We start from the raw sequence: 20,098 nt of genomic DNA on the forward strand, positions 1-20,098 counted from the left end.
TCCGGGCACCCGGAGGATGTCCAGGTGAGCGCGCCGCCTCCCCTCGGCCTCGTCCTCGACGTCGACGGCCCCGTCGCGAGCCCCGTCAGCCGCACGGTCGCCCGCCCGATGCTCGACGACATGCTGGTGCTGCTCGCGGCCGGCGTCCCCGTCGTCCTGAATACCGGCAGGTCCGCGGCGTTCGTCACCGAGCACCTGCTGGAACCGCTGGCCGCGGCCGGCCTCCCGGCCGCGGCACGGCTGCACGCGGTCTGCGAGAAGGGCGGGGTCTGGACGACGGGCGGCCCGGACGGCGCCGGCGAGGTGCACGTCGACCCGGCGCTGCGCGTGCCCGCGGTCGCCTCCGAGCTCCTGGCCGACCTGGTCGGCCGCGGCTACGGCGACGCCATGTTCGTCGACGGCACCAAGCGGGTCATGGCGACCGTCGAGGCGCGCACCGACGTGCCGCCGGAGTTCTACGCCGGGCGCCGCCGCGGCTTCGACGCCGACCTGGTCGCCGGCCTCACCGCCGCCGGGCTCGGCTGCCGGCTGCACGACCGGGCCTACCCGGACGCCGCGGGCCGGACGCCGTGGCGCATCGACCCCTCGGTCATCGCCACCGACGTCGAGTCGGCCGACTCCGGCAAGGCCCTCGGCGTCCGCCGCGGCCTCGCCCTGCTCGCCGGCGAGGGTCCGCTCCCCCGCGCCTGGCACACCGTCGGCGACTCGCGCGGCGACTACGCGATGGCCGACCAACTGCACGCCCTCGGTCACGAGGTCACCCACGTCGACGTGGGGCCCGAGCCGCCGCTGACGGATCGGCCCTACCGCGTCACGACGGTCGACGACGCCACCTACGAGGCCGCCGGCGCCGCGCACCTGCGCGCGTTGGCCCGGCGCTGGGCCATCTGACGGGAGCCCTCCCCGACGGAGCTTTCCTCCGACGGAGCCGTCCTCCCGGCGTGCCGTGCGTCCGGTCCGGCCTCGCGGGGGATCGCCCGGGCCCGCCCGGGGACCGGCCGGGCGGCGGTCGGTCCCCGGCGGCAGCCACGGCCGAACGGTGGCACGGCGACGGCCGGACCCGCGCAGGGCCCGGACCGTCCCCGCCGTCGTCCTACAGGTACTGGCCGGTGTTCGTCGCGGTGTCGATCGCCCGGCCGGACTCGGTGCCCTTGCCGCTGATGAGCGTGCGGATGTAGACGATCCGCTCGCCCTTCTTGCCCGAGATCCGCGCCCAGTCGTCGGGGTTGGTGGTGTTGGGGAGGTCCTCGTTCTCCTTGAACTCGTCGAGGCACGCCGCCATGAGGTGGCCGACCCGCAGCCCGGACGTCGAGGTCTCCAGGTGCTCCTTGATGGCCATCTTCTTGGCCCGGTCGACGATGTTCTGCAGCATCGCGCCGGAGTTGAAGTCCTTGAAGTACAGGACCTCCTTGTCACCGTTGGCGTAGGTGACCTCGAGGAAGCGGTTCTCCTCGCTCTCGGTGTACATCCGCTCGACGGTGCGCTGGATCATCCCGCCGATGCACGCCTCGCGGTTGCCGCCGTGCTCGGCGAGGTCGTCGGGGTGGATCGGCAGCTCCGGCGTCAGGTACTTGCTGAAGATGTCGCGCGCGGCCTCGGCGTCCGGCCGCTCGATCTTGATCTTCACGTCGAGCCGGCCGGGCCGCAGGATGGCCGGGTCGATCATGTCCTCCCGGTTGGAGGCGCCGATGACGATGACGTTCTCCAGGCCCTCGACGCCGTCGATCTCGCTGAGCAGCTGGGGCACGATGGTCGACTCGACGTCGGAGGACACGCCCGACCCGCGGGTGCGGAAGATCGAGTCCATCTCGTCGAAGAAGACGATGACCGGCGTGCCCTCGCTGGCCTTCTCCCGGGCCCGCTGGAACACCAGGCGGATGTGCCGTTCGGTCTCCCCGACGTACTTGTTGAGCAGCTCGGGGCCCTTGATGTTGAGGAAGTAGGACTTCGCCTGGTTGACGCCCTCGCCCTTGACCGCGGCCACCTGCTTGGCCAGCGAGTTGGCCACCGCCTTGGCGATCAGCGTCTTGCCGCAGCCGGGCGGGCCGTAGAGCAGGATCCCCTTCGGCGGCCGCAGCTGGTACTCGCGGAACAGCTCGGCGTGCAGGAACGGCAGCTCGACGGCGTCGCGGATCTGCTCGATCTGCCGCGCGAGACCGCCGATGTCGCCGTAGTCGATGTCGGGGACCTCCTCGAGGACGAGCTCCTCGACCTCGCTCTTCGGGATCCGCTCGTAGACGTAGCCCGACCGCGTCTCCAGCAGCAGCGAGTCGCCCACCCGCAGCGGCTGCCCGCTCAGCGAGTCGGCGAGGTAGACGACCCGCTCCTCGTCGGTGTGCCCGATCACCAGCGCCCGCGTGGTCACCCCGTCGACCGGCTCGAGCAGCTCCTTGAGCATGACGACGTCGCCCTGCCGCTCGTAGCCGCGCGCCTCGACGACGTTCATCGCCTCGTTGAGCATGACCTCCTGGCCGGGGCGCAGCTCCTCGCCCTCGACGTTGGGCGACACCGACACCCGCAGCTTGCGACCGCCGGTGAACACGTCGACGGTGCCGTCGTCGTGCCGGATCAGGAAGACGCCGTACCCGGACGGCGGCTGGCCGAGCCGGTCGACCTCCTCCTTGAGCGTCACCAGCTGCTCGCGCGCCTCGCGCAGCGTGCCGGCGAGCTTGTCGTTGCGCTCGGACAGGAACGCCGCGCGACCCTCCGCCTCGGCGATCCGCTCCTCCAGCACCCGCACCTGGCGCGGGCTGTCGGCGACCTTGCGGCGCAGGAGGCCGATCTCCTCCTCGAGGTAGGAGATCTGGCTGAGCAGGGCGGCGACGTCCCGCTCCCGTCGCGCTCGCATCTCGTCCGGATCCAGGCCCATCGCGCACCTCCGCACACCTCGGGGGAGCCAGGACGCAAATCTATACACGCGGGGCGACAGTGCGCCGATGGCGCACGAACGGTTGTGTGAACGGTCGTCCCACCCGGCGCAGGAGATTTCAACCCTTGTGCGCGCGGCGCTGGCGGGCGGGGGCGACGGTGTCCGCGGCGAGGCGCCGGGCGGTCACCAGGAACGCCGTGTGGGCGACCATCCGGTGCTCCGGCCGGACGGCGAGCCCGACCGCGTGCCACGGGCGCAGCAGGGTCTCCCAGGCGTGCGGCTCGGTCCACGTCCCCTGGGCGCGGAGCGCCTCGACGAAGGTCGACAACTGCGTCGTCGTCGCCACGTAGCCGACCAGGACGCCGCCGGGCCGCAGCGCCGCGGCGACGGCCGGCAGCACCGCCCAGGGCTCGAGCATGTCGAGGACGGCGCGGTCGACCACCTCGTCCGCGGGGTGGTCGGCCAGGTCGCCCAGCCGCAGCGACCAGGTGCCGGGCACCTCGCCGAAGAAGGCGCCGACGTTGGCCCGGGCCACCTCGGCGAAGTCCTCGCGCCGCTCGTAGCTCGTCACCGCTCCCCCGCTGCCCACGGCGCGGAGCAGGGAGCAGGTCAACGCGCCGGAGCCGGCACCGGCCTCCAGCACCCGCATGCCGGGGCCGACGTCGCCGAAGCCGACGATCTGGGCGGCGTCCTTGGGGTAGACGACCTGCGCACCACGAGGCATGGAGAGCACGAAGTCGGCCAGCAGCGGGCGGAAGGCGAGGTAGCCGGTCCCGGCGGTCGAGTGGACGACGGAGCCCTCGGGGGCGCCGATCAGGTCGTCGTGCGCGATCCCGCCCCGGTGGGTGTGGAACTGCCTGCCCGGCTCCAGGACGACGGTGTGCAGCCGGCCCTTGGGATCGGTCAGCTGGACCCGGTCGCCGGCGGCGAAGGCCCCGGGCACGGGCGGGCTCCCGGTCGCGGGCGGGATCTCCGCGGCAGTTGCGGACAGCGGATCGGGCTCGGGTTCCACAGCCGGGCAGCGTACGGAGCGCCCGACCGCCGTCTCCGGCGCGCGCGCTCGGTTCTGTCGGTGCCGGGACCTAGCCTCGGATCCGTGACGGCGATGGCGCAGGACTCGGCGCAGGACTCGGCGCAGGACTCGGCGCGTGACATGGCTCAGGACTCGCCGCGGGACCCGGCGCCCGGCCCGGCGCGGGTCGCGGCGCAGCGCGGTCCGGCCGACGGGGACGCACCGGCGACGGCCCCCGACGGGGGAACCGCTGGCGCGCCGCGCCGCCCCGCGCTGTCGCCGAGCCGCGCGGCCGACTTCAAGAGCTGCCCGCTGCTGTACCGGTACCGCACGATCGACCGGCTGCCCGAGCGGAAGAGCCGGGCGGCGGTCCGCGGCACGCTGGTGCACGCCGTGCTGGAGCGGTTGTACGACCTGCCGCCCGCCGCGCGCACCCCGGAGGCCGCCCGGGCGTTGCTCGACCCGGCGTGGGAGGAACTGCGCCGGGAGCCGGGCGTCGCGGAGCTCTTCGAGCCGGCGGACGCCGGGTCGCAGGACGGCCCGCCCCCGGGGAGCGGCCCCGCGGAGGGCGCCGCCGGGAACGGCCCCGCGGAGGGAAGCGCCGGAGTCGCGACGCAGGTTGCCGCGGGCGCGCGCCCGGGTCCCGCCGACGAGGCGGCCGAGACCGTGGGGGCGTGGCTGGCGTCGGCCGGCCGGCTGGTCGACACCTACTTCACCCTGGAGGACCCGACCCGCATCCAGCCGGAGGCCCGCGAGCAACTGGTCGAGGTCACCCTGCCCGACGGCCTGCTGCTGCGCGGGTACGTCGACCGGCTCGACGTCGCGCCCAACGGCGCGCTGCGCGTGGTCGACTACAAGACCGGGTCGATGCCGCGCGAGGCCTTCGAGGCCAAGGCGCTGTTCCAGATGAAGTTCTACGCGCTGGTGCTGTGGCGCACCCGCGGCGTGGTGGCCAGCCAGCTCAAGCTGATCTACCTCGGCGACGGCGACGCCTTGACCTACGCCCCCGACGAGCGCGAGCTGGTCCGGTTCGAGCGCACGCTGCAGGCCATCTGGTCGGCGATCGAGCGGGCGGTGGCGACCCAGGACTTCCGCCCCTCCCCCAGCCGGCTGTGCGCCTGGTGCGACCACCAGGCGCTGTGCCCGGCCTTCGGTGGCACTCCTCCGCCCTTCCCGGTCGAGGCGGCGGCCGGTGCCGGCTGGGCGACGCTGCCGGTCGTCGAGCGCGACTGACCCGCACCGGGGTGCCGCCCGCCCGGCCACCGCCTACGGTCCACCCGTGCCGCTGGAGCGCCTGCCGCCGGTCGACGAGCACGCGGTCCTCGTCGCCGCGCCGCCCGAGGCGGTGTACGACGCCGTCCTCGCCATCCTGGCCACCACCTTCGGCACCGGCCGGGCCCGACTCGTGGCCGGCCTGCTCGGCTGCGACCCGCCGTCGACGGCGGCGTGGAGGCGGCCCGCCGTCGGCTCCTCGGTCCCCGGGTTCCGGGTCGTCGCGGCCGACCGACCCGGCCTGCTCGTCGTCGCCGGCCGGCACCGGTTCTCGCGCTACGGCATCGTCTTCCGCGTCCAGCCCGCCGGCCGGTGGGTGCGGGTGCGGGCCGAGACCCGGGCCGCCTTCCCCGGGCCGCACGGCGCGGCGTACCGGCTCGCCGTCATCGGCTCGGGGGGTCATGCGGTGACCGTGCGCCGGATGCTCCGCCGGATCGCGCGCGTCGCCGAGCGCGCGCCGCCCCGGTGACGGTCCCGCCCGCGCGGCCACCCTGACGGGGACGGCGCGGTCAGCGGTCGGCGGCGGCCATGCTGCGCTCGTCGTCCCGGGCCGCCAGCACCCCGGCCAGCTCCGCCAGGCCCACGCCCACCAGCGAGGTCCGCACCGTGAGCCCCGGCGCCGCCGGCAGCGGCTGCAGCGACGGCACGCCCAGCACCGCGGCGCCGGCGGCCAGGCCGGAGGTCACTCCCGCCAGGGAGTCCTCGACGACGACGCAGCGTGCCGGGTCGGCACCGAGCGCCGCCATCGCCTGCCGGTAGGGCGCCGGGTCGGGCTTGCGGGCCGGCACCTCGTCGCCGCAGACGGTCAGGTCGAAGGCCGGCAGGTCGGGGCACGCCCGCTCGATGTGCGGCAGCACCAGGTCGGCGATCCGGCGCGGCGTCGTCGTCACCAGGGCGGCGGGCAGGCCCGCCGACCGCACCTCGCGGAGCAGCTCGCCTGCGCCCGGCCGCCAGTGGACGCCGCGCGACATCAGCGCGGCCGTCTCGTCCTCCACCCAGCGCGCGTCGGCCCGCAGCTCGGCCTCGCTGCGCCGGAGGCCGAGGTCGGCGTACAGCACGGTCATCGACGCGCGCATGCTCGTGCCGACCGTCGCCTCGCGCGCCGCATCGCTCATCCGTCCGCCGAGCCGCCGCGCCAGGGCGAACATCGCCTCGCCCCAGTACTGCTCGGTCTCCACCAGCGTGCCGTCCATGTCGAACAGCACCGCCCCCAGCAGGGCATCCCCGTGCACCGGATCGCTCTCCTGTCGTCGTCGGCCCGCCCCGCAGCCGGGGCCTCCATCCGGGCCGCGTCGCCCGCAGGCCCGGGCGGGGTTCCGCGAGGTGCTCGTCGGGCCGCCCGGCGCCGTCCTCACTAGTGTCCCAGGGATCCGGGCGCCTGCCGAGGCGCGGGGCGGAGGCGCGCGTGTCCGACGGCCTGTACGTGACCGGCTGCGAGCCGGCCACCGGGAAGTCCGCGGTCGCCCTCGGCCTGTTCGAGCTGCTGGCCCGCCGCGTCGGCCGGCTCGGCGTCTTCCGGCCGGTGGTGCACTCCGTGGACGAGGGCGACCGGGTCGTCGACCTGCTGCTCCCCCGCGCGCCGGAGCGGCAGCCCTACGAGGCGTCCCTCGGCGTGTCCTACGCCGACCTGCTCGCCGACGAGGACCGGGCGCTGTCCGAGATCGTCGCCCGCTACCGGGCGCTGGCCGGGCGCTGCGACCGGGTGCTCGTCGTCGGCAGCGACTTCAGCGAGGCGGGCGCGGCCCGCGAGCTGGCGCTCAACACCCGGGTCGCGGTCAACCTCGGCCTGCCCGTCGTCGGCGTCGTCTCCGGCGCCGGCCGGACCGCGGCCGAGGTGGTCGCCGCGGTCGACGGCGGCGCCGCCGCGCTGCGGGCCGCCGGCTGCGACGTGGTCGCGCTGCTCGCCAACCGGGTCGAGCCGGCCGAGCACGCCGCCGTCGGAGAGGAGCTGCGCGGCCGGGACCTGCCGTCGTTCGCGCTGCCCGCGTCGCCGGTGCTGACCGCGCCCACCATGGGCGAGATCGCCCGGGCCTGCGGTGGCCGGGTGCTGGTCGGCGACGAGGAGACCCTCGCGCGGGAGACCGCCGGGGTCCTCGTGGCGGCCATGACGGTGCCCAACCTGCTCGACCGGCTGGCCGACGACGTCGTGGTGATCACCCCGGGCGACCGGGTCGACGTCGTCCTCGGCGTGCTGGCGGCGCACCTGTCCGACGCCCTGCCGCCGCCGGCCGGGCTGGTGCTGACCGGCGGCATCGAGCCGTCGCCGAGCGTGCTCGAGCTGGTCCGGCGGCTGCCGACGGTCGTCCCGGTCGTGCTGACCGACCAGGACACCTACGCGACGACCACCACGGCCGGCACCGTCCCGAGCTGGATCACCGCCGGGTCGGCCCGGAAGATCGACACGGCGCTGGCGCTGTTCGAGGCGCACGTCGACGGCACCGCGCTGCTCGACCGGGCCGAGATCGCCCGGCCGCGGGCCACCACGCCGCTGATGTTCGAGTACGAGCTGCTCGACCGGGCCCGCGCCGACCGGCGGCACGTCGTGCTGCCCGAGGGCACCGAGGAGCGGGTGCTCCGGGCGGCCGAGCGGCTGCTGCGCCGCGGCGTGGTCGACCTCACGCTGCTCGGCGACGCCGCCGAGGTCCGCGCCGCCGCGGCCCGGTCCGGGCTGGACATCGCCGATGCCCGCGTCGTCGACCCGTGCGACCCCGAGCTGCGGGAACGATTCGCCGTCGAGTACGCCCGTCGGCGGGCGCACCGGGGCGTCACCATGGACGCCGCCCGCGACGTCGTGGTCGACGTGTCCTACTTCGGCACGCTGATGGTCGCCCTCGGCCTGGCCGACGGCATGGTCTCCGGCGCCACGCACACCACCGCGCACACCATCCGTCCCGGGCTGGAGCTGCTGCGCTCGCCCGAAGGCGGCGGCCTGGTCTCCAGCGTGTTCTTCATGTGCCTGGCCGACCGGGTGCTGGTCTACGGCGACTGCGCGGTCAACGTGCACCCCGACGCCGAGCAGCTGGCCGGCATCGCCGTCTCCTCCGCCGCCACGGCCGCCCGTTTCGGCGTCGAGCCCCGGATCGCGATGCTCTCCTACTCGACCGGCCGGTCCGGCAGCGGCGAGGAGGTCGACCGGGTGCGCGCCGCGACCGAGCTGGTGCGGCAGCGGGCGCCCCAGCTGTCCGTGGAGGGCCCGATCCAGTACGACGCGGCCGTCGACGCCGGGGTGGCCCGCACCAAGCTGCCCGACAGCCAGGTCGCCGGCCGGGCGACGGTGTTCGTCTTCCCCGACCTCAACACCGGCAACAACACCTACAAGGCGGTCCAGCGCAGTGCCGGGGCGGTGGCCGTCGGCCCGGTGCTGCAGGGCATGCGCCGGCCGGTCAACGACCTCTCCCGCGGCGCCACCGTCCAGGACATCGTCAACACGGTCGCGATCACCGCCGTCCAGGCGCAGGGCCCGCCGTGAGCGGCCGGGTGCTGGTCGTCAACTGCGGGTCGTCCTCGCTGAAGTACCGGCTGGTCGACGTCGACGCCGGCCGGGCGCTCGCCTGGGGGCTGGCCGAGCGGGTGGGCCAGCCCTCCGGCCGGCTCACCCACCGGCGGGCCGACGGCGACGACGTGCTCGAGGAGGTCGTCGAGGAGCCGCTGGCCGACCACCGGCAGGCCCTGTCGGCCGTGCTGGCGGCCTTCGACCGGGCCGGGCCCCGGCTGGCCGACGCCGGCCTGGTCGCGGTCGCGCACCGGGTCGTGCACGGCGGGGACCGGTTCTCCGCGCCGGTCCGCATCGACGACGACGTCGTGCGCGCCGTCCGCGACCTCGCCGCGCTCGCGCCGCTGCACAACCCGGTCAACGCCACCGGCATCGAGGTGGCCCGCGCGGCGTTCCCGCACCTGCCGCACGTGGCGGTGTTCGACACCGCGTTCCACCAGACGCTGCCGCCGCACGCCTACACCTACGCGGTGCCGCCGCAGTGGGCCAGCGAGCACGGGGTCCGGAGGTACGGCTTCCACGGCACCTCGCACGCCTACGTGTCGCGGGCCACGGCGGGGCTGCTCGGGCGGCCGGTGGAGGAGACCAACTCCATCGTGCTGCACCTGGGCAACGGCGCGAGCGCCGCAGCGGTCGCCGGGGGGCGCAGCGTGGAGACCTCCATGGGGCTGACCCCGCTCGAGGGGCTGGTGATGGGCACCCGGTCCGGCGACGTCGACCCGGCCGTCGTCGCCCATCTGCACCGCACCGCGGGCATGGACCCCGACGACGTCGACCGGGCGCTCAACTCCTCCAGCGGCATGCTCGCCCTGGCCGGGCACAACGATCTGCGCGAGGTGCACCGGCGGATCGCCGAGGGCGACGAGCGGGCCGGGCTGGCGCTCGAGGTGTTCTGCCACCGGATCCGCAAGTACGTCGGCGCCTACCTCGCGGTGCTCGGCCGCACCGACGCGATCGCCTTCACCGGTGGCGTCGGGGAGAACGACGCCGTCGTCCGCGCCCGCACCCTGACCGGCCTGGAACGGCTGGGTGTCCGGCTGGACGAGGAGCGCAACCGGGTGGCCGCGCCCGGGGGTGCGACCGTCTCGGCCGACGGCAGCCCGGTCGCCGTCCTCGTCGTGCCCACCGACGAGGAGCTGGAGATGGCCCGGCAGACGCTGGAGCTGCTGCACCGATGACTTCCCCGGGCGCCGCCACACCTGGGTCGTGGAGACCCCGCCCGCCGGCTGACGTCCCCGCCCGCTGCCGACCGGGTGACCCGGTCGGCGGCGGGCCGGGCGGCGGTCAGCGGGCGTTGAAGTACGTGGCCTCCGGGTGGTGGCTGATCAGCGCCGACGTCGACTGCTCGGGGTCGAGCTGGAACTCCTCCGACAGCGTCACGCCGATCCGCTCGGGCCCGACCAGCCGGACCACCTGCTGCTGCTGGGCGAGGTCCGGGCAGGCCGGGTAGCCGAAGCCGTACCGGCAGCCGCGGAACCGCAGGTCGAAGAACGCCTTCGCGTCCGGGCCGTCCTCCGCGCCGACCGGCGTGCCGCCGGGCAGCACCAGCTCCGACCGGACCCGCTGGTGCCAGTACTCGGTGAGCGCCTCGGTGAGCTGCACCGACAGCCCGTGCACCTCGAGGTAGTCGCGGTAGGCGTCGGCGGCGAACAGCCGGTTGGCGTACTCGCTGATCCGCCGTCCGACCGTGACCACCATGAACGCGACGACGTCCAGCTCGCCGGAGTCCTTGGCCCGGAAGTAGTCGGCCAGGCACAGCCGGGCGTCGCGGCGCTGCCGCGGGAAGGTGAACCGCTCCCGCTCGCCGCCGGGCGTGCCGTCGGCGGCGACGTCGAGGACGACGAGGTCGTCGCCCTCCGAGAAGCAGGGGAAGTAGCCGTAGGCGACCGCGGCCTCCAGGACGCCGTCGGTCTGCAGCCGGTCCAGCCAGTAGCGCAGCCGCGGTCGGCCCTCGGTCTCCACCAGCTCCTCGAAGGAGGGCCCGTCGCCGCCGCGGGAGGCGCGCAGCCCCCACTGGCCGAGGAAGGTGGCCCGCTCGTCGAGCAGCGCGGCGTACTCGGCGGTGGCGATGCCCTTGACCACCCGGCTGCCCCAGAACGGCGGCGTCGGGACCGGGACGTCGGTGGCCGTCGCCGACCGCGCGGGCAGCTCCTCGTTGGACGCGGCCTCCGCGGCCCGCCGCTGCTCGGCGATCCGCGCCGACCGCTCCCGGCGGGCCCGCCGCTCGGCGCGCCGCTCCGCGTCGGCCCCCCGCGGGGTGGCCGCGTCCGGCACGCTGGCGTCGCCCCGGCGGGCGGCGACGACGGCGTCCATGAGCCGCAGGCCCTCGAACGCGTCGCGGGCGTAGTGCACCTCGCCGCGGAACAGGTCCGACAGGTCGGTCTCCACGTAGCCGCGGGTCAGCGCCGCCCCGCCGAGCAGCACGGGGAACCGCTCGGCGAGCCCGCGGGCGTTCATCTCCTCGAGGTTCTCCCGCATCACCACCGTCGACTTGACCAGCAGCCCGGACATCCCGATGGCGTCGGCGTCGTGGGCCTCGGCGGCGTCGAGGATGGTGGTGATCGGCTGCTTGATGCCGAGGTTGACCACCGTGTAGCCGTTGTTGGTCAGGATGATGTCGACCAGGTTCTTGCCGATGTCGTGCACGTCGCCCTTGACCGTGGCCAGCACGATGGTGCCCTTGCCGCCGGAGTCGGCCTTCTCCATGTGCGGTTCGAGGTGGGCGACGGCGGCCTTCATCACCTCGGCGGACTGCAGCACGAACGGCAGCTGCATCTGGCCCGACCCGAACAGGTCGCCGACGGTCTTCATCCCGGCCAGCAGGTCGTCGTTGATGATCGCCAGGGCCGGCTTGCCGCGCAGCGCCTCGTCGAGGTCGTCGGTCAGCCCGTTGCGCTCGCCGTCGACGATCCGCGCCTGCAGCCGCTCGGCCAGCGGCATCGCCGCCAGCTCTGCGGCCCGCGACGCGCGGGACGACGCCGCCGACACCCCGGAGAACACCTCGAGGAAGCGCTGCAGCGGATCGAAGCCGTCGCGCCGGCGGTCGTGGACCAGGTCGAGGGCGGCCTGCCGCTGCTCGTCGGGGATCTTCGACATGGGCAGGATCTTCGAGGCGTGCACGATCGCCGAGTCCAGCCCGGCCTCGACGCACTCGTGCAGGAAGACCGAGTTGAGCACCTGCCGGCCGGCCGGCGAGAGGCCGAAGGAGACGTTGGACAGGCCGAGGACCGTCTGCACCTCGGGGTAGCGGCGCTTGATCTCCCGGATGGCCTCGATGGTCTCGATGCCGTCGCGGCGGGTCTCCTCCTGCCCGGTGCCGATCGGGAAGGTCAGCGGGTCGACGACGATGTCCTCGACGGCCATGCCCCAGTCGCCGGTCAGCGTCTCGATCAGCCGCTCGGCGACCCGCACCTTCCACTCGGCGGTCCGGGCCTGGCCCTCCTCGTCGATGGTGAGGGCGACGGTGGCCGCGCCGTGCTCGCGGATCACCGGCATGACCCGGGCGAAGCGCGAGTCGGGGCCCTCGCCGTCCTCGAAGTTGACCGAGTTGACGACGCACCGGCCGCCGAGCATCTCCAGCCCGGCCTCGATCACCTCGGGCTCGGTCGAGTCGAGCATGATCGGCAGCGTCGACGCGGTGGCCAGCCGGCCGGCCAGCGCGCGCATGTCCGCGGCCCCGTCGCGGCCGACGTAGTCGACGTTGAGGTCGAGCAGGTGCGCCCCGTCGCGGATCTGCCCGCGGGCGATCTCGACGCAGTCGTCGAGCCGGCCCTCCAGCATGGCCTCCCGGAAGGCCTTGGAACCGTTGGCGTTGGTCCGCTCCCCCACCATGAGCACGCCGGCGTCCTGCCGGAAGCCGACGGCCTGGTAGATCGAGGAGACCCCGGCCTCGCGCCGCGGCGCGCGGGTGGCCGGCTCGGCGCCGTCGACGGCGGCGACCAGCGCGCGGACGTGGTCGGGCGTGGTGCCGCAGCAGCCGCCGACCAGCCGGGCGCCGTAGTCGGTGACGAAGCCGCGCAGCGCTGCGGCCATCTCCTCCGGGCCCAGCGGGTACACGGCGCCGTCCGGGCCGAGCTGCGGCAGGCCGGCGTTGGGCATCACCGAGACCAGGCCGCGGAAGTGCCGCGACACGTGCCGCAGGTGCTCGCTCATCTCGGCCGGGCCGGTGGCGCAGTTGAGGCCCAGCAGGTCGATGCCCAGCGGCTCCAGCGCGGTGACCGCGGCACCGATCTCGCTGCCGAGCAGCATCGTGCCGGTGGTCTCGACGGTGACGTGCACGATCACCGGGACGGTCCGGCCGGCCGCGGCCATCGCCCGCCTGGCGCCGAGGACGGCGGACTTGGCCTGCAGCAGGTCCTGCGCGGTCTCGACGATGACGGCGTCGACGCCGCCGGCCAGCATCCCGGCGGCCTGCTGCTGGTAGGCGTCGCGGAGCGTCGCGTACGGCACGTGCCCGAGCGTGGGGAGCTTGGTGCCGGGGCCGACCGAGCCGAGCACCCAGCGCGGGCGGTCGGCCGTCGCCCAGCCGTCGGCGACCTCGCGGGCCAGCGCCGCGCCGGCGCGGGCCAGCTCCTCGATCCGGTCGGCGATCCCGTACTCGCCCAGGTTGGCCCAGTTGGCGCCGAAGGTGTTGGTCTCGACCAGGTCGGACCCGGCGGCGAAGTAGGCGTCGTGGATGCCGCGGACGACGTCGGGCCGGGTGACGTTGAGGACCTCGTTGCAGCCCTCGTGGCCCTCGAAGTCGTCCAGGTGGAGGTCGGCGGCCTGCAGCATGGTGCCCATGGCCCCGTCGGCGATGAGGACACGCTCGGACAGGGCGGTCAGCAGGTCGCGCGCGGGCACCCGGCCAGGGTAGTCACCGGTCGCCCGCGGGCGGGCGGGCGCGGACCCGCCGGCCGCCCGCCCCGCACGGGCGAGGCGCCCACCGGGAACGCGCGTCGCAGCGGCGCGGCCGACGTAGGCTCGCAGAGGTGATGGACCCGAAGTCGACTCCCGACGAGCTGCCCACCCTGACCGACCCGGTGGTGGTGGTCGCGTTCGAGGGCTGGAACGACGCCGGGGACGCCGCGACCGGGGCCGTCGAGCACCTCGAGCTGATCTGGGACGCCAAGCCGCTGGCCGCGCTGGACCCCGAGGACTACTACGACTTCCAGGTGAACCGGCCCACCGTGTCGCTGGTCGGCGGCGTCAGCCGGCGCATCGAGTGGCCGACGACCCGCATCTCGGTGGCCCGGCCGCCCGGCAGCGGGCGCGACGTCGTCCTCGTTCGCGGCATCGAGCCGAACATGCGCTGGCGCGGTTTCTGCGCGGAGCTGATCGACGTCCTGCGCGAACTCGACGTGCAGACCGTGGTCGCGCTCGGCGCCCTGCTCGCCGACACCCCGCACACCCGGCCGACGCCGGTCACCGGCTCTGCCTACGACCAGGAGTCGGCCCGCCACTACGGGCTGGAGACCTCCCGCTACGAGGGGCCGACCGGCATCCTCGGCGTCTTCCAGGACGCCTGCGTGCAGGCCGGGCTGCCGGCGGTCAGCTTCTGGGCTGCGGTGCCGCACTACGTCTCCCAGCCGCCCTCCCCCCGCGCGACCGTGGCGCTGCTGCAGCGCGTCGAGGAGGTCCTCGAGCTGGCGGTCCCGCTGGGCGCGCTGCCCCAGCAGGCCGAGGACTGGGTGAAGACGGTCGACGAGATGGCCAACGAGGACGCCGAGGTGGTCGAGTACGTGCGCTCGCTGGAGGAGCGCGCCACCGAGGTCGACCTCTCCGAGGCCAACGGCGACGCGATCGCCCGCGAGTTCGAGCGCTACCTCCGCCGCCGCGGGACGCAGTAGCACCGCGATCCTCCGGATCGCACCGCGGCCAGGAGCCGTGCCCCGGCTGCGCGGAGCCGATCCCGTCGTTCCTCGGGGGACCCTCCGGGCCCCCACTCGTCACGACACCGCACCGCGGCCACAACACTGCGCCGCATCCTCGTCGCACCGCGGGCAGGTGCCGTCCCCCGCTGCGTGGAGCCCTACCGTGGCACTCCGCCGGGAGGCCTCCGGCCCCCGCGACGGAGCACGGCCCTCGCAGGGCGGCCCCTCTCGCCCGACGGCGGGTCCCGGATCCCCCGCAGCCCGGTCGCTCGTCGTCAGCGATGTCGCAGGAGCGGGCGCATCCGCGCGGTGGCGTCGGCGTCGAACAACCGGTCGTGCATCGCCAGGGCGAAGCGGTCGGTCATCCCGGACACGTGGTCGACGACCTGGGTGACCAGGTCGGCCGCGGGGTCCCGGTAGGACGCCGGGATCTCCTCCGGATGGGCCAGGTGGTGGTCGACCAGCCGGCGGATGACGTCGATCGCCACGTGTCTCTGCCCGGCGGCGACCTCGGACGCGTAGACCCGCTCGAACATGAACGCCCGCAGCTCGTGCATGGCGGCCAGCTGCTCGGGCGCCATGACCACCGCCGCGCCGTCGTCCAGGCTGCCCCGGACGACGGCGTCGATCATGGCGCCGACCATCTCGCTGCCCGGCTCGCCGAACGTGGCGCGCGCCCGGGCGGGCAGCTCGTCGGGCCGGAGCACGCCGGCGCGGACGGCGTCGAGCGCGTCGTGCGACAGGTAGCCGATCCGGTCGGCGTAGCGCACGCACTCGCCCTCCCGCGTGGCCGGCGGCGGGTCGATCTTCCAGCTGTGCGCCCGGATGCCGTCGCGGACCTCCCAGGTCAGGTTCAGGTGCTCGAGCACCTCGACGATCCGCACGCCCTGGGCGGCGTGGTGCCAGCCGCCGGGCACGTAGGGCTCCAGCGCGTCCTCGCCGAGGTGGCCGAACGGTGAGTGCCCGAGGTCGTGCCCCAGGGCGATCGCCTCCGCGAGCGTCTCGTGGAGCCCGAGCGCGCGGGCCAGCGACCGGGCGACCTGGGTGACCTGCAGCGTGTGCGTCAGCCGGGTGACGAAGTGGTCGCCGTCGGGGTTGAGGAAGACCTGCGTCTTGTGCTTGAGCCGGCGGAAGGCCTTCGCGTGCAGGATCCGGTCGCGGTCGCGCTCGAACGCCGTCCGCAGCGGGTCCTCGGGCTCCGGGCGGGTCCGGCCGCGGGTCCGGGCCGACCGGGCGGCGGCCGGCGCGAGCGCCTCCTCGGCGCGCTCGCGCGCCGCCCGGTCGCTCAGCCGGAACGCCCCGCCCTCCGGGGGCCCCGCGTCCGGGGGCCCCGCGTCCGGGGTCCCCGCGTCCGGGGTCCCTGCGTCCGGGGTCACCGCCGTCAGCGGGCCGCCGCCCGCGGGCCCGGGTCGAGCAGCGGCCCGGGCGCGGGCGCCTCGAGCGCCACGCCGAGCAGCGCGTCGACGGCGTCGCGCACCATCGCCGGCGCACCGTCCTCGAGGTCGTCGGCTCCGTCGTCGGTGTGGAGCGTGCGCTGCGCCCACTCGTCGACCACGGCGATGGCGCCGGGGCTGTCGAGGTCGTCGGACAACCGCTCGCGCAGACCGTGCAGCACGGCACCCGCAGGTGCCCCGGCGGGCAGCGCGGCCGCCCGGCGCCAGGTGTCCAGCCGGGCCTCGGCCTCGCGCAGCAGCTCCGTCGTCCAGGCGCGGTCGGTGCGGTAGTGCCCGGCGAGCAGGGCGAGCCGGATGGCCATCGGGTCGACGCCGTCACCGCGCAGCCGCGAGACGAAGACCAGATTGCCCTTGCTCTTGCTCATCTTCTCGCCGTCCAGGCCGATCATCGCCGCGTGAACGTAGGCCCGGGCGAAGGGCTTGGTCGCCGTGAGGGCCTCGGCGTGCACCGCCGAGTACTCGTGGTGCGGGAACACCAGGTCGCTGCCGCCGCCCTGGACGTCGAAGCCCATGCCGATCGTGCCGAGCGCGATGGTGGCGCACTCGATGTGCCAGCCGGGCCGGCCGGCCGTTCCGCGGGGGCCGGGCCAGGACGGCTCCCCGTCCCGGGCGCCGCGCCACAGCATGGGGTCGAGCCGGCTGCGCTTGCCGGCCCGGTCGGGATCACCGCCGCGCTCGGCGAAGAACTCCAGCATGGCGTCCTCGTCGAGCCCCGACTCGCCGCCGAAGCCCGGGGCCTGCGCGACGTCGTGGTAGACGTCGCCGGTGCCGTCGTCGAGCACGTAGGCGAGCCCCTCGGCGAGGAGCGTCTCGATGTGCTGCACGATGCGCGGGATCGACTCGACCGCGCCGACGTAGTCCTCCGGCGGGAGCACGCGCAGCGCCGTCATGTCCTCGCGGAACAGCGCCGTCTCGCGCATGCCCAGGACGATCCAGTCCTCCCCGTCGCGCTCGGCGCGCTCGAGCAGCGGATCGTCGATGTCGGTGACGTTCTGCACCAGGTGGACGGCGTGCCCGGCGTCCCGCCAGACGCGGTTGACCAGGTCGAAGGCCAGGTAGGTGGCCGCGTGCCCGAGGTGGGTCGCGTCGTACGGGGTGATGCCGCACACGTACATGCGCGCCGTCCGGCCCGGCGTGGTGGCCACGACCTCGCCGCGGGCGGTGTCGTGGAGCTTGAGCGCGGGGCCGGTCCCGGGCAGGGTCGGCAGCAGCGGAGCGGGCCAGGCGAGCACGGCACGAGCCTAGATCGGGGGCGGACCCGTCCCGGGGTCGGTCCGGAGGAGGAACGATGCTTGTCGAGGAGTACCTGCCGGCCCTCGAGCGCGCCAACAGGCGCTTCGCCGACGCCGCGGCCGAGGCGGTGCTGGGCTCGGGATGGGGCGCGCCGGTGCCCGGCTGCCCCGGCTGGCGGCTGGCCGACCTGATCTGGCACCTGTCCGAGGTGCAGCACTTCTGGGCCTGGGTGGTCCGCACCCGTGCGCCCGATCCGTCGACCTACGTCGACCCCCGACGCCCCGGCGACGACGAGCTCCTCGGCGCGATGGCCGCGCACGCCGCCGAGCTGGAGACGGTGCTCGCCGGCGCCGACCCGGTCGAGCGGGTGTGGACCTGGGCACCGCAGCAGGACGTCGCCTTCGTGCTGCGCCGCCAGACGCACGAGGCGACGGTGCACACGGTCGACGTGGAGCAGGTGCTCGGCGCCGTCCGGCCCATCCCGACGACGCTGGCGATGGACGGGATCGACGAGTGGCTGGACGTGATGGTGCCCGGCGCGCTGCCCGACGGCCCGCCGCCGTACGCCCACCCGGTCGTGCTGCACGCCGTCGACGCCGACGCCGAGCGCACCCTCTTCCCGAGCAGCCAGCCCTTCCCCATCGCCGCGCTGACCGGCACGGCCGGTGACCTCCTGCTCGCCCTGTGGCGCCGGGTTCCGCTGGAGGTGCTCACGGTGGACGGCGACGGGCTCCAGGCCGCCGCGATGATCGACCTCGTCAAGCTCGACTAGGTCGTCGCACGACGGCCGGGGCGGACGTGCCGCTCCGGCGCCGGACGGTTCCGCCGGAGCGCTGGCCTCGTGGCCTCCCCGTGCCCGGCCCGGGGATCGCGCTCCGCGCGCGCCCGGGCCGGGCGCGTACTCGCGCCTCCCTGTGCTCTGCGTGCGTCACGCACTCACAGCACGGGGACGGTGGAGTCCACCCCCAGGGCCCCTGCGAGCCGGCTCCGCAGCTCGGCAGCAGGGCCGCACCGCAGCGCGCAGGACGCTCGTTCGTGCCGGCGGCGGTCAGGGCCACGAGGTCGCGTGGCGCTCGAAGTCCGCGCCGGTCTGGACGCCGACGACGCAGAAGACCAGCCCGGCGGGGTCGGTCATCTGCCAGAACGAGCCCATGTCGGCCAGCCGTACCGCGCCCAGCGCCTCCAACCGGGCCACCTCGGCGGGGACGTCGTCGGTCTCGATGTCGACGTGCCACCGCGGTGGCGTGCCGGCGCCGGTGCGCTGCACCTCCAGGTGGAAGCCGTCGGCGAAGGTCCCGAGGGAGAGCCAGTCGTCGTCGGAGGGGTCGGGCGTGACCGGGTGCCCGGTGGCCGCGGACCAGAACCCGGTGCCGGCGACGTGGTGCTCCGGTGGCAGGTCGAGCAGCAGGATCGCCAGCCGGGACCGGTGCGCCATGGCCGGGGAGGCTAGCCAGCCGCGGCGCCCAGCGTGATGACGTGGCTCAGAACGGCGGCCAGGGCAGGGCGGGCCAGTCCCCGCTCGGCTGTGGGTGCACCCGGGTGCGCAGCAGCTCGGCGACCCGCTGCTGCGTGCACCGCACCTCCCGGCGGGTCAGGTGCTCGTGCAGCTGATCCCCCAGCTCGCCGCGCAGCTGGTCACCGAGGCGCTCCAGCGCCTCGACCGCGTCGTCCGGGAGCGGCGTGCCCGCCCACCGCCACAGCAGGGTCCGCAGCTTGGGTTCGATGGAGAAGCAGATGCCGTGGTCGACGCCGTACACGTGCCCCGCCGGTGTCGGGATGATGTGCCCGCCCTTCCGGTCGGCGTTGTTCACGACCGCGTCGAACACCGCCATCCGGCGCAGCGCCGGGACGTCGCGGCGCACGAAGGCGGGCAGGTCGACGGATTCGTCGCCGTCGACCCACAGCTGCACCATCCCCGGCCCGAAGGGACCCTCGCGCAGCACGGTGGGCGGCACGATCCGCCAGCCCGTCGCCTCCGACACCAGGAAGGCGCTCACCTCGCGGCCGGCGAGGGTGCCGTCGGGGAAGTCCCAGAGCGGCCGCTCCCCCGCGACCGGCTTGTAGACGCACTCGGCGGCCAGGTCCGCCGTGCGGACCACGCCGAACAGCGTGACGTTCGACGCGTCGAGCAGACGCCCCTCGAGGTCGATCTCGCCCTCGCGCAGCAGGCGGTCGGCCTCCGCGTCGTCCGCCGGGGCGGGCAGGTCGGCGCCCCGCCCCTCCTCCGCCAACGGTTCGCTCATCGAGGCGCCGCGGTCAGCGGCGGTACCCGTTCTGCCGCGGGCAGACGTGGCCGGTCGGGTCGAGCGGCAGCGAGCACAGCGGGCAGGCCGGCCGCCCCGCCGCGATCACGCGGCGGGCCCGGGCGACGAAGGCCCGGGCCGCGACCGGGGTGATGGTCACCCGCAGCGCGTCGGGACCCTCCTCGCTGTCGGAGAGGATCACGTCCTCCTCGATCGGCTCGTCGCCGGCGGCGACGGCCTCGACGACGACGGCCTGCGCTGCGCCGTCCCAGGCCAGGCCCATGGCCGCGACGCGGAACTCCTCGTCGACGGGCGGGGTCAGCGGCTCCAGGTCGTCCAGCGGCGCGTCGGGCGGGATGACCGTGCCGGGGCGCTCGGCGATCTCGTCGAGCAGCTCGCTCATCCGGTCGGCCAGCACCTGCACCTGCGTCTTCTCGAGGGCCACGCTCACCGTGCGGCCGGACTCGTCCGACGCCTGCAGGTAGAACGTGCGCTCGCCCGGCTGTCCGACGGTGCCGGCGACGAACCGGCTGGGACGGTCGAAGAGGTGGACCTGGCGTGGCACGGACCCAGGTTACGCGGGAGGGACGACGGATCCAGACGGCCGTCGCGGGTCGCGGTGCAGGTCACGCCCCGGGGGTACGCCGCCGGATCACGGGCCGGGAGGTCA

16 protein-coding genes are annotated in these 20,098 nt (G+C 75.1%); 7 read left to right on the forward strand and 9 right to left on the reverse strand.

The genetic code is table 11. From position 1 onward, the window contains the following. Positions 1-24 precede the first annotated feature (24 nt). A complete protein-coding gene (locus tag OF117_RS07080) occupies positions 25-891 on the forward strand; it encodes a hypothetical protein (RefSeq protein ID WP_263552112.1) in 867 nt (288 codons plus the stop codon). Positions 892-1,093: 202 nt separating this feature from the next. Here OF117_RS07080 and arc read toward each other — a convergent pair whose 3' ends face one another. Together arc and OF117_RS07090 are read right to left on the reverse strand one after the other, a co-directional pair. Continuing rightward, on the reverse strand, positions 1,094-2,869 hold the full coding sequence (gene arc / locus OF117_RS07085) for a proteasome ATPase (protein WP_263552113.1): 1,776 nt from the start codon (positions 2,867-2,869) through the stop codon (positions 1,094-1,096). Between the two features lie 118 nt (positions 2,870-2,987). After that, positions 2,988-3,881, reverse strand: coding sequence for a tRNA (adenine-N1)-methyltransferase (locus OF117_RS07090; protein WP_411969427.1), 894 nt, complete (start codon positions 3,879-3,881; stop codon positions 2,988-2,990). Between the two features lie 93 nt (positions 3,882-3,974). On the opposite strand from OF117_RS07090, the gene OF117_RS07095 reads away from it, so the two are divergent. Together OF117_RS07095 and OF117_RS07100 are read left to right on the forward strand one after the other, a co-directional pair. Next, the gene (locus OF117_RS07095) at positions 3,975-5,114 is read left to right on the forward strand and encodes a PD-(D/E)XK nuclease family protein (protein WP_263552354.1); all 1,140 of its coding nucleotides are present in this window, start codon (positions 3,975-3,977) and stop codon (positions 5,112-5,114) included. Between the two features lie 46 nt (positions 5,115-5,160). After that, the gene (locus OF117_RS07100) at positions 5,161-5,622 is read left to right on the forward strand and encodes a hypothetical protein (RefSeq protein ID WP_263552114.1); all 462 of its coding nucleotides are present in this window, start codon (positions 5,161-5,163) and stop codon (positions 5,620-5,622) included. Positions 5,623-5,662: 40 nt separating this feature from the next. On the opposite strand, the gene OF117_RS07105 is transcribed toward OF117_RS07100, so the two are convergent. Then, on the reverse strand, positions 5,663-6,385 hold the full coding sequence (locus OF117_RS07105) for an HAD family hydrolase (RefSeq protein ID WP_263552115.1): 723 nt from the start codon (positions 6,383-6,385) through the stop codon (positions 5,663-5,665). A gap of 173 nt (positions 6,386-6,558) precedes the next feature. Between OF117_RS07105 and pta the strand changes: the two genes are divergently transcribed. Then, positions 6,559-8,622 (forward strand): phosphate acetyltransferase, encoded by a 2,064-nt coding sequence (pta, locus tag OF117_RS07110; protein ID WP_263552116.1) that lies wholly within the window; start codon positions 6,559-6,561, stop codon positions 8,620-8,622. Beyond that, positions 8,619-9,824 carry an acetate/propionate family kinase gene (locus tag OF117_RS07115; protein WP_263552117.1) on the forward strand — a complete coding sequence of 402 codons (1,206 nt, stop codon included), beginning with the start codon at positions 8,619-8,621 and terminating at the stop codon, positions 9,822-9,824. Before pta ends, OF117_RS07115 begins: the two co-directional genes overlap by 4 nt. 106 nt (positions 9,825-9,930) lie before the next feature. Here OF117_RS07115 and metH read toward each other — a convergent pair whose 3' ends face one another. Continuing rightward, positions 9,931-13,488, reverse strand: a complete 3,558-nt coding sequence (gene metH / locus OF117_RS07120; RefSeq protein ID WP_263552118.1) for a methionine synthase — start codon at positions 13,486-13,488, stop codon at positions 9,931-9,933. 131 nt (positions 13,489-13,619) lie between these two features. On the opposite strand from metH, the gene OF117_RS07125 reads away from it, so the two are divergent. Continuing rightward, entirely contained in the window at positions 13,620-14,474 is an 855-nt protein-coding gene (locus OF117_RS07125) for a PAC2 family protein (protein WP_263552119.1), read from the forward strand. Positions 14,475-14,773: 299 nt separating this feature from the next. On the opposite strand, the gene OF117_RS07130 is transcribed toward OF117_RS07125, so the two are convergent. Both OF117_RS07130 and mshC read right to left on the reverse strand, forming a co-directional pair. After that, the gene (locus tag OF117_RS07130; protein WP_263552120.1) at positions 14,774-15,874 is read right to left on the reverse strand and encodes an HD domain-containing protein; all 1,101 of its coding nucleotides are present in this window, start codon (positions 15,872-15,874) and stop codon (positions 14,774-14,776) included. 5 nt (positions 15,875-15,879) lie between these two features. Beyond that, positions 15,880-17,184, reverse strand: a complete 1,305-nt coding sequence (mshC, locus tag OF117_RS07135; protein WP_263552121.1) for a cysteine--1-D-myo-inosityl 2-amino-2-deoxy-alpha-D-glucopyranoside ligase — start codon at positions 17,182-17,184, stop codon at positions 15,880-15,882. A 56-nt stretch (positions 17,185-17,240) separates the two neighbouring features. On the opposite strand from mshC, the gene OF117_RS07140 reads away from it, so the two are divergent. Further along, positions 17,241-17,957 carry a maleylpyruvate isomerase family mycothiol-dependent enzyme gene (locus OF117_RS07140; protein ID WP_263552122.1) on the forward strand — a complete coding sequence of 239 codons (717 nt, stop codon included), beginning with the start codon at positions 17,241-17,243 and terminating at the stop codon, positions 17,955-17,957. Positions 17,958-18,233: 276 nt separating this feature from the next. Here the strand turns inward: OF117_RS07140 and OF117_RS07145 are convergent, their stop codons facing one another. From OF117_RS07145 to OF117_RS07155, 3 genes are read right to left on the reverse strand one after another with little or no spacing between them, the layout of a single operon-like run. Continuing rightward, on the reverse strand, positions 18,234-18,620 hold the full coding sequence (locus OF117_RS07145; protein WP_263552123.1) for a VOC family protein: 387 nt from the start codon (positions 18,618-18,620) through the stop codon (positions 18,234-18,236). Positions 18,621-18,666: 46 nt separating this feature from the next. Beyond that, the gene (locus OF117_RS07150; RefSeq protein ID WP_263552124.1) at positions 18,667-19,428 is read right to left on the reverse strand and encodes an SCO1664 family protein; all 762 of its coding nucleotides are present in this window, start codon (positions 19,426-19,428) and stop codon (positions 18,667-18,669) included. Positions 19,429-19,441: 13 nt separating this feature from the next. Then, complete coding sequence (locus OF117_RS07155) at positions 19,442-19,993, reverse strand: DUF3090 family protein (protein ID WP_263552125.1); 552 nt, start codon at positions 19,991-19,993, stop codon at positions 19,442-19,444. Positions 19,994-20,098 lie beyond the last annotated feature (105 nt).

Origin of the sequence: Geodermatophilus sp. YIM 151500, from assembly GCF_025716945.1 — a bacterium.
GTDB lineage: Bacteria > Actinomycetota > Actinomycetes > Mycobacteriales > Geodermatophilaceae > YIM-151500.